This is a genomic window from Cupriavidus basilensis, assembly GCF_000832305.1.
In the GTDB taxonomy this organism is placed as follows: Bacteria; Pseudomonadota; Gammaproteobacteria; order Burkholderiales; family Burkholderiaceae; genus Cupriavidus; species Cupriavidus basilensis_F.
This window is the reverse complement of sequence record NZ_CP010536.1, coordinates 2,327,341-2,340,106: the sequence shown is the minus strand read 5'-3', so window position 1 is coordinate 2,340,106 and position 12,766 is coordinate 2,327,341. Positions and strand designations below refer to the sequence as shown.

Below are 12,766 nucleotides of genomic sequence, written 5' to 3'. Positions count from 1 at the left end.
ACCGAACAACCATGACGATCACCATCCGCCTCGCCCCCTGGTCCGAAGCCCGCGATACTGCGCGCGCCATCCGCTATGCCGTCTTCGTCGAAGAACAGGGCGTGCCGGTGGAGCTGGAATGGGATGAATGGGATGAGCCGAGCTGGCACGCCCTGGCGCTGGCCGAGGACGGCAGCGCGCTGGCCACAGGCCGCCTGCTGCCGGATGGCCACATCGGCCGCATGGCGGTGCTCAAGCCCGCGCGTGGCAGCGGCGTCGGCGCCATGGTGCTGGATGCGCTGATGGCCAAGGCCGCGGAGCTTGGCTACCCTGAGCTGGTGCTCAATGCGCAGCGCTATGCGGCACCGTTCTACGCGCGTGTGGGCTTCGAGCAGGTCGGCGAGGAATTTGAAGAGGCCGGCATTGCTCACGTGGAAATGCGCAAATTGCTGCGCTGAACGCCACGGGCGGTTGTCGTCAGGCGCGAGCCTGACGAGCAAACAAGGGCAGCGCCAATAGCGCGCTGACGCTGGCCGCCAGCCACACGGCCGCCCAGCCATAGCCGGCGGCCATCGCCGGGATCGCCAGCGGCACCAGGAAAAAGCCCGAAAACGCAAAGGTATTGCCCAGCCCGAGCGCGGTGCCTGCGCGGCTGGCGCCCGCGATCGTCGCCAGCTCGGTGAAGGCCACGCCATGCCAGGCTGACGTGCAGATGCCGCCCAGCACCAGGCATGCCATCAGCACCGGCGTCAGCAAGGCGTGCCAGTCCGGTGCGGCGGCACACAGCCAGGTCAGCCCTGCCAGCGTGGCGAACACAAGCAAGGTCAGCAAGCTGCAGGCGCGCATATAGGCGCGGCGGTTGCCATGGCGGTCGGTCCAGCGGCCGCTCCACACCCGCATGACGGCAGCGCCTGCCTGAACCGCCGCCACGGCCATGCCCGCCGCGGCAATGCCGACGTGGCTGAAATCGTGCAGGAAGACCGTTGCGAACGTCAGCACAGCCACTTGCGGCACGCACATCAGGCCCATGCCGCTCACCAGCCGCCAGACCTGCGCGCTTCTCAGCGGGCCGGCCCCTGCCTTGCCGTGCGCGCCGCTTGCCGGCAGCGTAGCGCGCGCAGGCTCGGCCGGCGGCTCGTGCATCCAGTGCCAGGCAAAGGCCGCGGTGACGCCACAGAAGACCGCCAGCGCGCCGTAGACGGCGGTAAAGCCAAAGGACTGCGCCAGCAGCGGCAGCATCAGCGCGCCAATCCCGCCGCCGGCGGGCACCGCGGTCTGGCGGATGCTCATGGCCAGGCCCCGTTCGCCTTCGCGGAACCATGCCATCACGGCGCGGCCGCTGGAGCCGTTGACGCTGCCGCCCAGCAGGCCCAGCCCCAACAGGCCTAGCGCCAGCGCGGCGTTGCCCGGGATATGGCCGGGCAGCGGCGCCACGAACACCGCCATCAACGCCAGCCACAGCGCGGTGGCCATCAAGCCGGTCAGCAGCACGCGGCGGTCGCCCCAGCGGTCGGTCACCAAGCCCCACGGCACTTCGCTCGCCGCAATGCCAAGTCCCATCATGCCCAGGCAGAAACCCAGCTCGCCATCGCTGATCCGGTAGCCGGCGCGCATCAGCACTGCCGTGGTGGGAATGCCCGAGAACGCCGCGGCAAAGCTGGCATTGGCCGCGACGCCGAGGGCCAGCACTTTCCAGCGATGGCCCGGGCCATGGCGCGGGGCGAGGGCTGCGCCGGCAGGGCCAGGCACAGCGGCAAACGGGAGTGGGGCGGGAGCACGGGGCACGGGATCATCCTTGGGAAAACGGCATATGCAAGCCTTGACGCCCTGATTCTGCCGCCGCAGAATGATCCTGAATATCAGATAATTATTGATTAAACATCCCAAATAACAGGATGGTTTGACATGGCAGCGGTGAACTTCGACCTTGATGTGCTGCGCAGCTTCGTTGTCGGCATGGAGCTTGGCAGCTATGCCCGGGCCGCCGACCGGCTGGGCCGCTCCACCTCGGCGGTCAGCGCGCAGCTCAAGAAGCTGGAGGAACAGGCGGGCACGGCGATCTTTCGCAAGGCCGGGCGGGGGCTGGCGCTGACGGAGGCGGGCGAGACCATGCTGGCCTATGCCCGCAGGCTGCTGGAGCTCAACGACGAGGCTGCCGCCGCCGTGCACGGCGTGGCGCTGGAAGGCTGGGTGCGGTTCGGCCTGCAGCAGGACTTTGGCGAGGTGCTGCTGCCCGAGGTGCTCGGTCGGTTCGCCCGCGCGCACCCCAAGGTGAAGATCGAGGCACGCGTGGCGCGCAACACCGAGCTGCTGGACAGCGTGGCCGCCGGCCGCCTGGACCTGGCGCTGGCGTGGGACGATGGCGTGCGCATGCCGCATGTGGAGCAGGTGGCGCTGTTGCCGATGCGCTGGATCGGGCCCGCCGCCGCGCGTGCGCCATGGCAAGGCAACGGCCCGCTGCCCTTGGTGGCGTTCGAGCCGCCATGCCGTTTCCGCTCCGCGGGCACGGCCGCCCTGGACCGCGCCGGCATTGCCTGGCGGGTGGCTTTCAGCAGCGCGAGCCTGGGCGGCTTGTGGGCGGGGACGGCGGCCGGGCTGGGGCTGACCATCCGCACCGGCATGGGCTTGCCACCTTCCGTGCGGGCCTGGGAGCCGGGCGAGGGCGGGCTGCCTGAGTTGCCCTCGCTGGCGCTTGCGCTTTACCGCAAGGATGCCGAGCTGGAGGCACCCGCCACGCGGCTGGCAGGCATCGTGAGCGAGGCGGTTCGGGCTGCATTGCCGGCCAGGCTGGCGGCCGTGGCCTGAATGGAGCGATAACTTGCGGGGCTTGCAGCCAGCCGCCTACGCTGTACCATCGCGGTCTTTGTTTTTGCCGCCGCTTTCGCGTTGATCTTGTCTATGTCTGAAATCCGTTCCCGCCTGCTCCAGGCCCTGGCCGATGCCACGCCCGCCCTTGACCTCGACCGTGCGCCGGCGGGCGAACCGCCCGCCGGCGAAAACCTGCTCTCGGCATGGTTGCGGCCCTGGCTGGCGGAGCACTGCCTGGTCAAGGTGGACTGGCGGGAGTTCAGCACGCTGGGCGTGCAGGCCGTGGCGCGCCTCGCCACGCTGCGCGCGGCGGGTGTCTCGGCCATCGACGTCGACGATCTCTATGACGAAGACGGCATTCCGCTAGGTGGCGACGACAACGATTTCGATATGGAGCCTGCTGCGCTCTACCTGGCGCACGTCAACCGCGAACTGGCGCCGCACGGCATGCAATTGCTGGAGATCGGGCACTTCGAGGATGCATGGCTGCTGGTGGTGCGCAATGACCCCGCCGCGATCCGGGCGCTGAACGTGGCATTGCGCCCGACCGGCCTGGCGGCCCGGCAGTACTGAGCGCGCCCGCCTTAGCGCGGCGCTTGCACCGAGCCGGCGTCGCGGGCAACGCGCAGGTGCCCACGGTAGGACACTTCGCCGGTGCGGCCGTTGGCGTCGAAGCTGCGTTCGCTAAGCTCGAAGCGGCCGTCATGGCGCACGCGCAGCACGGTGCTGGCGCGGGTGCCATAGCTGGGCGAGCGGATGAAGGCGGAGGACAGCAGCTTTTCCCACTCCGGGGTCACCCCCGTGCGCGGAAGCTCGCAATCCAAGGCCTGGCGATCGTTGGCCAGCAGCTCGAGATAGGGTTCGATGCTGGCGCCGGCCAAGCCGGTGTCGGCGGCGAGTGTTTCGGCGAGCGCGCCGACGCGGCTGCGCACCTTGGGCCACGGCGTATCCAGCAAGGCGTTGGACAGACCATAGATGCCAGGCTTGAGGCGCTGCGGATTGGGCGAGGCGCCGCGGTTGCTGTACCACCAGAGTTCGCGCAGGTCGCACGCCAGCAAGTTGAAGCCGTTGTAAGCGCCGGTGCGGGGCGCCAGCCCGGCCAGATAGGATTGCGGATCGCTGTCGCCACGCAGGAAGCCGGCAACCAGCTCACCGCGCGAGCGCGCATCGGTGCGTTTCTCGGACGGGGCGCGGTAGTTGGTCAGGGCGGCAAAGCGGCCGTCGCCGGCCAAGCCCATCCAGGTGCCTGGCTCGCCGATCACTTCCGCCATGTCGCGGCCGGCCAGCACCTGGGGGGCGTCTTCCCACCAATGCACGGGCGCCGCCGGGCGGGCATAAAACTCGTCGCGGTTGCCGGCCACCACCAGGGCATAGTCCGGGTGCGATTGCCAGGCCACCAGAATCAAGCACATAGCGCTTCCTTTGCTGCATTCACTGCGATTGCCGCATTCACTGCATTGACTGCGATTCGATCATCGGCTTCGTCATTCAGGGACCATCTCGGCGGGGCCGTTCCACGGCCACCCTCAGAGCTGGTCGATATCGACAAAGCGCTCCACCTGCCGCTCGCCGCTGATCCACTGCTGCAGCCCGCTTTGCCGCCATAGCCCGTCGAGCAACTGGTCGAAGGCTGGCGGCACATCGGCGTAGGCTTCCATCCAGGTCTGCATGCCGTCGCGCGCCTCGGGCCTGCGTAAGAGCGTACCACCAATTCCGCTCGCTTCGGCAACGGTCTCCATCCAGCTGTGCCAGTGTGCGATGGCCTCATCGGCACGGGCTTCCGGTACCCGGAAATAGACGTACAGGTGGTCGCTCATGGCTATTCCCAGTGTTGCCAAGGGTTCATCAGGCGGCGTCGCCGAAGGGGACCGCATAGGGCAGCTCACCGACGCGCACCGCGCTGCCGGCGGCGCTGCCCAGGTGCAGGGCGCCACCCGCCGCGTCGATCTTCAGTTCGGCCAGGCCGTCCCAGCCGCCTTGTGGCGCGGCGGCAGCATTGACCACCATGCCGCAGGGCTGCTCAGGATCCTCGGGGCGGAAGATCTCCGTGGCCGCGCCCGGCACTTCGCCTTCGCCATGGATCAGCCACATGCGTCGTTTGAGCGTGCCGCGGTACTGGCTGCGCGCGACGATTTCCTGGCCCGGATAGCAGCCCTTGCGAAAGCTCACGCCGCCGACCAGTTCCAGGTTGATCATCTGAGGCACGAATTGCTCCTGCGTGGCCGCGGCGATGCGCGGCACGCCGGCTTGCACCTCCAGCCAGTCCCACACCGCGGCATCCACCGGCACCAGCTGCGCCGACAGCGCGGCCTGGACTTCGTCGGCCTGCTCGGCCGGCAGGACCACCTGCCAGCGCGGCAGCCCGGCGCCGTCGGGCAGCCGGATCACGGTGGCGCTGGCGGCCGCGGCGCTGGCCCAGGGCGCGGCCGGTGCGGGCAGGCCGGCCGCCTGCAGGGCGGCGGCGCCACTGGCACCTGCCACACCCAGCACGGCGCGAGCCGGCGTGAGATCGGACAGCTTGGCCTTGGCGCGCAGCACGAACATCGACAAGCGCTTCTGGATAGCGGGCTGCAGGTCGGCGGACAGCTGGAGCACGATGCCTTCCTCGTCACGCCACATCAGGAAGCTGGCCAGCAGCCGTCCCTTGGGCGAGCAGTAGCCGGCCAGGCGGGCGGCGCCGGTGTCCAGGTCATCCACGGCATTGGTCAGCTGGGTATGCAGGAAACTGCCGGCGTCTTCGCCGGCAACCCGGATCAGGCCCTGGTGCGCGGGTCGGCAGACGACTCCGCTTTGGCGCACGGCTTCGAACTGGGTGGCACGGTCTGGGGCAGGGGCATTCATGGCAGGTATCGCAGGCAAGGCGCGCACGGGCGCGCCGGATGGAAGGTGCAAGGAGCTACAAGCGGCTAAAGGTGCAAGGCTCCCGGTATTATATGAGGCTGTCGCCATTTCAGCCGGGATGCCCATGGCCGACACCGGGCATCCCGGCTTTGCCGCGGTGCATTGTGCGCCGCTACTTTCTCTTTTACATGAAACGTCTTTTCCTGCGGCTGCTGCTGGTCGCCGTGATTTTCACGATTGCCGCCGCCGGCGCCTTTGCCTGGTGGGCCAATCGTCCGCTCGCGCTGACAGCCTCGCCCATTGAGGTGGTGATCAAGCCCAATTCCAGCGTGGCAAGCGTTGGCCGCCAGATCCAGCGTGGCGGGGTGCGGATGGACCCCCGCCTGTTCGCGCTGCTGGTGCGGCTTACCGGCCACGGCGCCGACCTCAAGGCCGGCGGCTATGAGTTCGACAGCAGTGCCACGCCGCTGTCGGTGATCGGCAAGATCGCCCGGGGCGAGGTCAACCACTATGTGCTGACCGTCATCGAAGGCTGGGAATTCCGCAAGATGCGCGCTGCCGTGGATGCGCATCCGGCGCTCAAGCACGATAGCCGAGGCTTGTCGGACGTGGAACTGATGAAGGCCATCGGTGCGCCGGAGCCGGCGCCGGAGGGCCTGTTTTTCCCCGACACCTACTTGTTTGCCCGCGGCAGCAGCGATCTTGAACTGTACAAGCATGCCTATCGCGCCATGCAGCGGCGCCTGACAGACGCCTGGAACGCCAGGGCGCCTGACCTGCCGTACAAGTCGCCCTATGAGGCGCTGATCATGGCCTCGATCGTGGAGAAGGAAACCGGCCAGCCGGCCGAGCGCCCGCTGATTGCGGCCGTGTTCGTCAACCGGCTCAGGAAGGGCATGATGCTGCAGACCGATCCCACGGTGATCTACGGCATGGGCGAGGCGTTCGAGGGCAATATCCGCAAGCGCGACCTGCAGTCCGACACCCCTTACAATACCTACACGCGCAACGGCCTGCCGCCCACCCCGATCGCGTTGCCCGGGCTGGCCTCGCTGGCCGCCGCCACCGCGCCGGCCCCGTCCGACGCACTGTATTTCGTGGCGCGCGGCGACGGCAGCAGCCATTTCTCCAACTCGCTTCCCGAACACAACCGCGCGGTAGATAAATACCAGCGCGGCAAATAAGTCTCCCCATGCGCGGAAAATTCATCACATTCGAAGGCATCGACGGTGCCGGCAAGAGCACCCACGTGGAGTGGGTGGCGGACCGCCTGCGCGCCCGCCTGGCAGGTCACGCATCGGTTGTTACCACCCGCGAGCCCGGCGGGACTCCGCTTGGCGAGGATCTGCGGCAGTTGCTGCTGCACCGCAAGATGCATCTCGAAACCGAGGCCTTGCTGATGTTCGCCGCCCGCCGCGAACATATTGCCGAAGTCATCGAACCCGCGCTGACGCGCGGTGACTGGGTGGTTTCCGACCGCTTCACCGATGCCACCTTTGCCTACCAGGGCGGTGGCCGGGGCCTGCCGCGCGCACGGCTGGAGGTGCTGGAGACCTGGGTGCAGGATGGTCTGCAGCCCGATCTGACGCTGTTGTTCGATGTGCCGCTGGAAACCGCCAGCGCGCGCCTGGCCGGCGCACGCGAGCCCGACAAGTTCGAGGCCGAGTCGCGCGCCTTCTTCGAGCGCACGCGGCAGGAATACCTGCGCCGCGCGGCGGAGTCTGCGCAGCGTTTCCGGGTCATCGACGCGACCCGGAGCATTCCCGAGATTCAGGTAGAGCTTGAGAAAATCCTCGCAACACTTTGAATTGGCAGCGTGATTCGGGAATATCGATATCGATAGTAATGGGGTTGGCCGAGCCTGCCATCGCCCATCGCTCGCCTCACGTGCATAGTTACACCAGGTTTCAACCCTAACTCACTGATCCGCATGCTTTATCCCTGGCAGAAAGAAGACTGGCAACGGCTGAACGCGCTGCGCGAGCGGCTCCCGCATGCCTTGCTCATTCACGGCCAGCAAGGCATCGGCAAACGCGACCTGGCGCTGCATTTTGCCCAGGGTCTGCTGTGCGAGACGCCGCGCCCCGACGGGCAGCCTTGCGGCACATGCTCGGCCTGCCACTGGTTCAGCCAAGGCAACCACCCGGACTTCAGCGTGGTGCGCCCGGAGGCCATGGAGGCGACGGACGAAGTGCAGACGGATGAAAGCGGCAAGAAGAAAACGCCCAGCAAGGTCATCCGCATGGAGCAGGTGCGGGCCCTGATTGAAACGGTCGGCATCGGCACGCACCGCGCCGGCTTGCGCCTGGTGGTGGTGTATCCCCTCGACGCCTTGCAGCATGAGGGCGCCAACGCCTTGCTCAAGACGCTGGAGGAGCCGCCGCCGTCCACCGTGTTCCTGCTGGTGACAGACCGGCTGGATCGTGTGCTGCCCACCATCCTGTCGCGTTGCCGCCAGTTTTCCGTGCAACGGCCCACGGCCGATGCGGCCATGCGCTGGCTGAGCAGCCAGGGCGTGGGAGACGCCGAGGCGCAGCTGGCGCTGGCCGGTGGCTCCCCGCTGACCGCGCTGCATGCCGCCGAGGCCGAGGAGCAGCCGATGCAGCGCTGGCTGGTGAGCCAGCTTGGCGCAGGCGCTGGCTTCGATGCGCTGGCGGCGGCCGAGCAGGTGCAGAAGCTGCCGGTGCCGTCGGTGCTTGGCATCCTGCAGCGCTGGACGTACGATCTGCTGTCGGCCCGCTTGGCCGCAACGCTGGGGCCGCGTTATTTTCCGCGCGAGCAGGCAGCCCTGGCGCGTTGCGCACAGGCAACCGATGCTCACCGGTTGCAGGCGTTCTCCACGCGCCTGGTGGGCCATCGCCGCAGCGAGAACCATCCGCTGGCGGCCCGGCTGGTGATGGAGGCCGTGTTTCTGGAATACCGGCAGTTGTTTCAGTAAGCCCAAGACGTTGAACAAATCCAATATGGCCTGAAGGCCAACAGTCAGTAACAAGGGGTCAGTCATGAATACAGAGGTGACAGGGGCACGGGGCGCCAGCGTTCCCGGAGCCGCAGGCTTGGCCGCCGCCGGCGGTATCGGGGCGCCGACGGTGCCGGGTGCAGCTTCCCGGCCCAACGTGCTTTCGCTGTCGATCAAGGACCAGGCGGGTCTCTATGCGGCCTACATGCCGTTCCTGCACCGCGGCGGCATCTTTGTCCCGAGCAACCGGCCCTTCCGGCTGGGCGAGCAGGTCTTCCTGGTGCTTTCGCTGGTGGACCGGCCGCAGAAGTACCAGATTGCCGGCCACGTGGCATGGATTACCCCGGTCGGCACGCCCAACAAGACGCCCGGCATCGGGATTCACCTGCCGGATGACGACAACGGCCGCAACCTGCGCCGCGCGGTGGAAGAGATCCTGGGCAAGACCATTGAGTCCGGTCGGCCCAGCCAGACGTTATAACCGACATCAGCTGTCTGGCATAAGTATTTGATATGGTTGATTTTTGCCAGATTTTCTGGTCCATCCGAGAAGAAATTCAACAATGAGTGATTCCGCCTTTACCGTGCGGCCCGCGCTGCAGCGTGACCTGGCCAGCATCGTCGCCATCTACAACAGCACCGTCGCGTCACGCATGGTCACCGCGGACACCGAGCCCGTGGCGGTGGAATCGCGCCAGGCCTGGTTCGATGCGCATCAGCCGGAGCGGCGTCCGCTGTGGGTGGCCGAGGACGGTGAAGGGCGCATGGCCGGGTGGCTCAGTTTTTCCGACTTTTATGGGCGCCCGGCCTACGGCGCCACCGCCGAAGTCTCGATTTACCTGGACGCCACCCGCCGCGGGCAGGGCCTGGGACGCTACCTGCTGCAGCAGGCCATCGCGCATGCGCCACAGATCGGGGTCAATACGCTACTGGGCTTCATCTTTGGTCATAACGGGCCCAGCCTGGCCCTGTTCACCTCGCTGGGCTTCGAGCGCTGGGGCAACCTGCCGCGCGTGGCTGTGCTCGATGGGGTCGAGCGCGACCTGATCATCCTCGGGCGGCATCTGACGAAGCCGGCCGAGTAGAAGCGGCCGCGAGCCAGGCGCCGCCTGGCAGTGCAGTGGGCACGCTGGCTCGCTGGCTCGCTGGCACGACCGGATACAATGGCGGGTGGCGCCGCCCGCGGCGGCGTCTTTATCCGGAAACCGCCCCAATGTTTGTCGATTCCCACTGCCATCTAGATTTCCCCGACCTGGCCGCGCGCCTGCCCGAACTACTGGAGAACATGCGCGCCAACCAGGTGTCGCATGCCCTGTGCATTTCGGTCACGCTGGAAGATTTTCCGCGCGTGCTGGCGCTCGCCGAGCAGCATCCGCACCTGTACGCCACCGTCGGGGTGCATCCCGACTATGAGGAGGGCGAGGAGCCCACTCTGGAGCGCCTGCTGGCGCTGTCGGCGCATCCGCGGGTGGTCGGTACTGGCGAGACCGGCCTCGATTACTACCGGCTGGAGGGCCGCAGCATCGCGGACATGGAATGGCAGCGTGAGCGTTTCCGCACCCATATCCGTGCCGCGCGGCAGACTGGCAAGCCCCTGATCATCCATACCCGTTCGTCCGCCGAAGACACCTTGCGCGTGATGCGCGAGGAAAGCGCGGGCGAAGCCGGCGGGGTGATGCATTGCTTCACCGAGAACTGGGAGGTCGCCCGGCAATCGCTGGACGAGGGCTTTCATATTTCATTCTCCGGCATCGTCACCTTCAAGAATGCGGTGGAGTTGCAGGAAACGGCGCGCAAGATCCCGCTGGACCGCATGCTGATCGAGACCGATTCGCCGTACCTGGCGCCCGTGCCGTACCGCGGCAAGACCAACCAGCCCGCATGGGTGCGCCATGTGGGTGAGTTCATCGCCAACCTGCGTGGCATGCCGGTTGAGGCGCTCGCGGAACATACGTCGGATAATTTTTTCCGTCTTTTCAAGCATATAGATAGGAAATCTCATGCTTAACATGAATACCGTCCGACGCCTTGCCGCCGTTGCGGCCATGCTGGTGAGCGCCGTGGCCTGGGCCGCGCCTGTGGACGATATGCGCCATGCGGTGGAGTTCGATGACGTCAAGGCTGCCCAGAAGATGCTGGCGCGCGGGGTCGATCCGAACCTGGTGGACGCCAAGGGCAATCCCATGCTGGTGGTGGCATTGCGCGAGAAGTCGCTGAAGGTGGCGCAGGCGCTGATCCGTGCCAAGGACATCGACTTCGACAAGACCAATGCGGCCGGCGAGACACCGCTGATGATGGCCAGCCTGCAGAACGAACTGGACCTGGTCAAGCTGATGGTCGACCAGATGGAGGTCGAGATCAACAAGACTGGCTGGACGCCGCTGCACTACGCCGCGACCAACGGCAACAACGAGATCGTCAAGTTCCTGGTCGACCACGCGGCTTATATCGACGCGGAAAGCCCCAATGGCAGCACGCCGCTGATGATGGCGGCGCGCGGCGGGCATATCGAGACGGTCAAGTTGCTGCTGGACGAAGGCGCCGACATGCGCCTGAAGAACCAGCAGGGCATGACCGTGATCGATTTTGCCGAGCGCTATCACCAGAAGGAGATCGCGGAAGGGCTGAAGTCGCGCTGGCAGAAGCTGTATCCGCAGACGCCGTTAAGCGCGCAGCCTCCACAAAAGGGGTGGAACTGACTTAATGAAGACGCGCCGGGCCAAAACCCGGCGCGTTTTTGCCTGGTTTCTGCTCAGGCGTCGTCGGCCAGGCGCAGGCCGGTGAACTGCCAGCGCTGGTGCGGGTAGAAGAAATTGCGGTAGCTGGCGCGGATATGCGACTCCGGCGTGACGCAGGAGCCGCCGCGCAGCACCATCTGGCTGCACATGAATTTGCCGTTGTATTCCCCCACCGCGCCGGCGCCAGGCCGGAAGCCCGGGTAGGGCTGGAAGGGGCTGGCAGTCCATTCCCACACGTCGCCGAACATCTGCCGCAGCACGCCGGCGGTATTCTGGCGATCGGGCAGCGGCCGCAGCACGCGTCCCTCGACAAAATTCCCGGTAGCCGGCAGGTTGCGCACGGCATGCTCCCATTCCGCCTCGGTTGGCAGGCGCCGCTCGGCCCAGCGGGCAAAGGCATCGGCCTCATAGAAGCTGATATGCGTGACCGGGCTATCCGGGTCCACCGGCTGCATGCCGCGCAGGCTCATTTGCCACCAGGTGCCTTCGCGCTCCTCCCAGTACAGCGGTGCCTCGATGCCGTGTTCGCACACCCAGCGCCATCCATCCGACAGCCACAGTCCGGCAGTCCGGTAGGCGCCATCCTCGATAAATTCAAACCACTGGTGGTTGGTGACCGGGTGCGAGCACAACTGGTAAGGCTGCAGGAGCACGTTGTGCCGCGGGCCTTCGCAATCGAAGGCAAAGCCGTCGCCGTCATGGCCGATGGCGACCACGCCACCGGCAAAGCGGATCCATTCCGGCGCCGGGCGCGGATCGGCGATCACGGGCGCCAGCAGCTCCGGCGCGAAGGCCGGCTTGAGCGGGTTTTGCGCGAACAGATGCAGGATGTCGGTCAGCAGCAGCTCCTGGTGCTGTTGCTCGTGGTTCAGGCCAAGCTCGATCAGCGCCGCCTCGGCATCGGTCTGCGCGGTGGTCAGCAGCCCGAGCATGGTTTCGTCGACCGCCTCGCGGTAAGCCAGGATCTCGTCGAGTGACGGCCGCGACAGCAGGCCGCGGCGTGGCCTCGGGTGGCGGGCGCCGACGGATTCGTAGTAGGAGTTGAACAGGTAGCGATACTGCGGATCGACCGGCTCGTAGTCCGGGATACGCGCCGTCAGCACGAATTCCTCGAAGAACCAGGTGGTATGCGCCAGGTGCCATTTGGCGGGGCTGGCGTCGTCCATGGACTGCACCGTGGCGTCGGCGTCGGTGAGGTCGGCGACCATGGCTTCGGTAGCCGCGCGCACATGGCGGTACTGGGACAGCAGGGCTGGCTCGTGCGGAGGATGCACGGCGCTGGCAGGCAGCAGGGCAGAGGACATGCGGGCTCCCGGATCGGACTATGCATCCGCCGCGGATGCCGCTTTGGGCGGCGGCTGGCCGTGGCGTGTGGATTGCGGACAGGTTCCGACCCGGGCCTGCACAACAAGGCCGCGCGGGCTTCCCCCTGGATGGAAAT

15 protein-coding genes are annotated in these 12,766 nt (G+C 66.9%); 10 read left to right on the top strand and 5 right to left on the bottom strand.

The annotated features are described in order from the left end of the window. Nucleotides 1-11: 11 nt before the first annotated feature. Nucleotides 12-437, top strand: coding sequence for a GNAT family N-acetyltransferase (locus RR42_RS10950; RefSeq protein WP_043346570.1), 426 nt, complete (start codon nucleotides 12-14; stop codon nucleotides 435-437). Nucleotides 438-456: 19 nt separating this feature from the next. Here RR42_RS10950 and RR42_RS10945 read toward each other — a convergent pair whose 3' ends face one another. After that, nucleotides 457-1,728 (bottom strand): MFS transporter, encoded by a 1,272-nt coding sequence (locus RR42_RS10945; protein WP_052494596.1) that lies wholly within the window; start codon nucleotides 1,726-1,728, stop codon nucleotides 457-459. A gap of 156 nt (nucleotides 1,729-1,884) precedes the next feature. Here RR42_RS10945 and RR42_RS10935 point away from each other — a divergent pair, with 156 nt between their 5' ends. Continuing rightward, entirely contained in the window at nucleotides 1,885-2,784 is a 900-nt protein-coding gene (locus RR42_RS10935; protein WP_043346567.1) for a LysR substrate-binding domain-containing protein, read from the top strand. A gap of 93 nt (nucleotides 2,785-2,877) precedes the next feature. After that, a complete protein-coding gene (locus RR42_RS10930) occupies nucleotides 2,878-3,360 on the top strand; it encodes a hypothetical protein (protein WP_043346565.1) in 483 nt (160 codons plus the stop codon). Between the two features lie 11 nt (nucleotides 3,361-3,371). Here RR42_RS10930 and RR42_RS10925 read toward each other — a convergent pair whose 3' ends face one another. From RR42_RS10925 to RR42_RS10915, 3 genes are all read right to left on the bottom strand, one after another. Beyond that, on the bottom strand, nucleotides 3,372-4,199 hold the full coding sequence (locus tag RR42_RS10925; protein ID WP_043346563.1) for an NRDE family protein: 828 nt from the start codon (nucleotides 4,197-4,199) through the stop codon (nucleotides 3,372-3,374). Between the two features lie 114 nt (nucleotides 4,200-4,313). After that, nucleotides 4,314-4,604, bottom strand: coding sequence for a DUF4936 family protein (locus RR42_RS10920; protein WP_043346561.1), 291 nt, complete (start codon nucleotides 4,602-4,604; stop codon nucleotides 4,314-4,316). Between the two features lie 28 nt (nucleotides 4,605-4,632). Continuing rightward, nucleotides 4,633-5,628 (bottom strand): YgfZ/GcvT domain-containing protein, encoded by a 996-nt coding sequence (locus RR42_RS10915; protein WP_043346559.1) that lies wholly within the window; start codon nucleotides 5,626-5,628, stop codon nucleotides 4,633-4,635. Between the two features lie 188 nt (nucleotides 5,629-5,816). On the opposite strand from RR42_RS10915, the gene mltG reads away from it, so the two are divergent. The 7 genes from mltG to RR42_RS10880 all read left to right on the top strand — a co-directional run bounded on the left by mltG (nucleotide 5,817) and on the right by RR42_RS10880 (nucleotide 11,286). Continuing rightward, a complete protein-coding gene (mltG, locus tag RR42_RS10910; protein ID WP_043346557.1) occupies nucleotides 5,817-6,812 on the top strand; it encodes an endolytic transglycosylase MltG in 996 nt (331 codons plus the stop codon). 8 nt (nucleotides 6,813-6,820) lie between these two features. After that, nucleotides 6,821-7,435 carry a dTMP kinase gene (gene tmk / locus RR42_RS10905; RefSeq protein WP_043346554.1) on the top strand — a complete coding sequence of 205 codons (615 nt, stop codon included), beginning with the start codon at nucleotides 6,821-6,823 and terminating at the stop codon, nucleotides 7,433-7,435. Nucleotides 7,436-7,558: 123 nt separating this feature from the next. Then, entirely contained in the window at nucleotides 7,559-8,566 is a 1,008-nt protein-coding gene (locus RR42_RS10900; RefSeq protein ID WP_043346552.1) for a DNA polymerase III subunit delta', read from the top strand. A 64-nt stretch (nucleotides 8,567-8,630) separates the two neighbouring features. Further along, nucleotides 8,631-9,068, top strand: a complete 438-nt coding sequence (locus RR42_RS10895) for a PilZ domain-containing protein (protein WP_236701899.1) — start codon at nucleotides 8,631-8,633, stop codon at nucleotides 9,066-9,068. An 82-nt stretch (nucleotides 9,069-9,150) separates the two neighbouring features. Continuing rightward, nucleotides 9,151-9,672, top strand: coding sequence for a GNAT family N-acetyltransferase (locus tag RR42_RS10890; RefSeq protein ID WP_043346548.1), 522 nt, complete (start codon nucleotides 9,151-9,153; stop codon nucleotides 9,670-9,672). A 128-nt stretch (nucleotides 9,673-9,800) separates the two neighbouring features. Then, entirely contained in the window at nucleotides 9,801-10,595 is a 795-nt protein-coding gene (locus tag RR42_RS10885) for a TatD family hydrolase (RefSeq protein WP_043346546.1), read from the top strand. Nucleotide 10,596: 1 nt separating this feature from the next. Further along, nucleotides 10,597-11,286, top strand: coding sequence for an ankyrin repeat domain-containing protein (locus RR42_RS10880; RefSeq protein ID WP_043346543.1), 690 nt, complete (start codon nucleotides 10,597-10,599; stop codon nucleotides 11,284-11,286). Between the two features lie 53 nt (nucleotides 11,287-11,339). Here RR42_RS10880 and egtB read toward each other — a convergent pair whose 3' ends face one another. Further along, nucleotides 11,340-12,629 carry an ergothioneine biosynthesis protein EgtB gene (gene egtB, locus RR42_RS10875; RefSeq protein WP_043346539.1) on the bottom strand — a complete coding sequence of 430 codons (1,290 nt, stop codon included), beginning with the start codon at nucleotides 12,627-12,629 and terminating at the stop codon, nucleotides 11,340-11,342. Nucleotides 12,630-12,766: the final 137 nt, after the last annotated feature.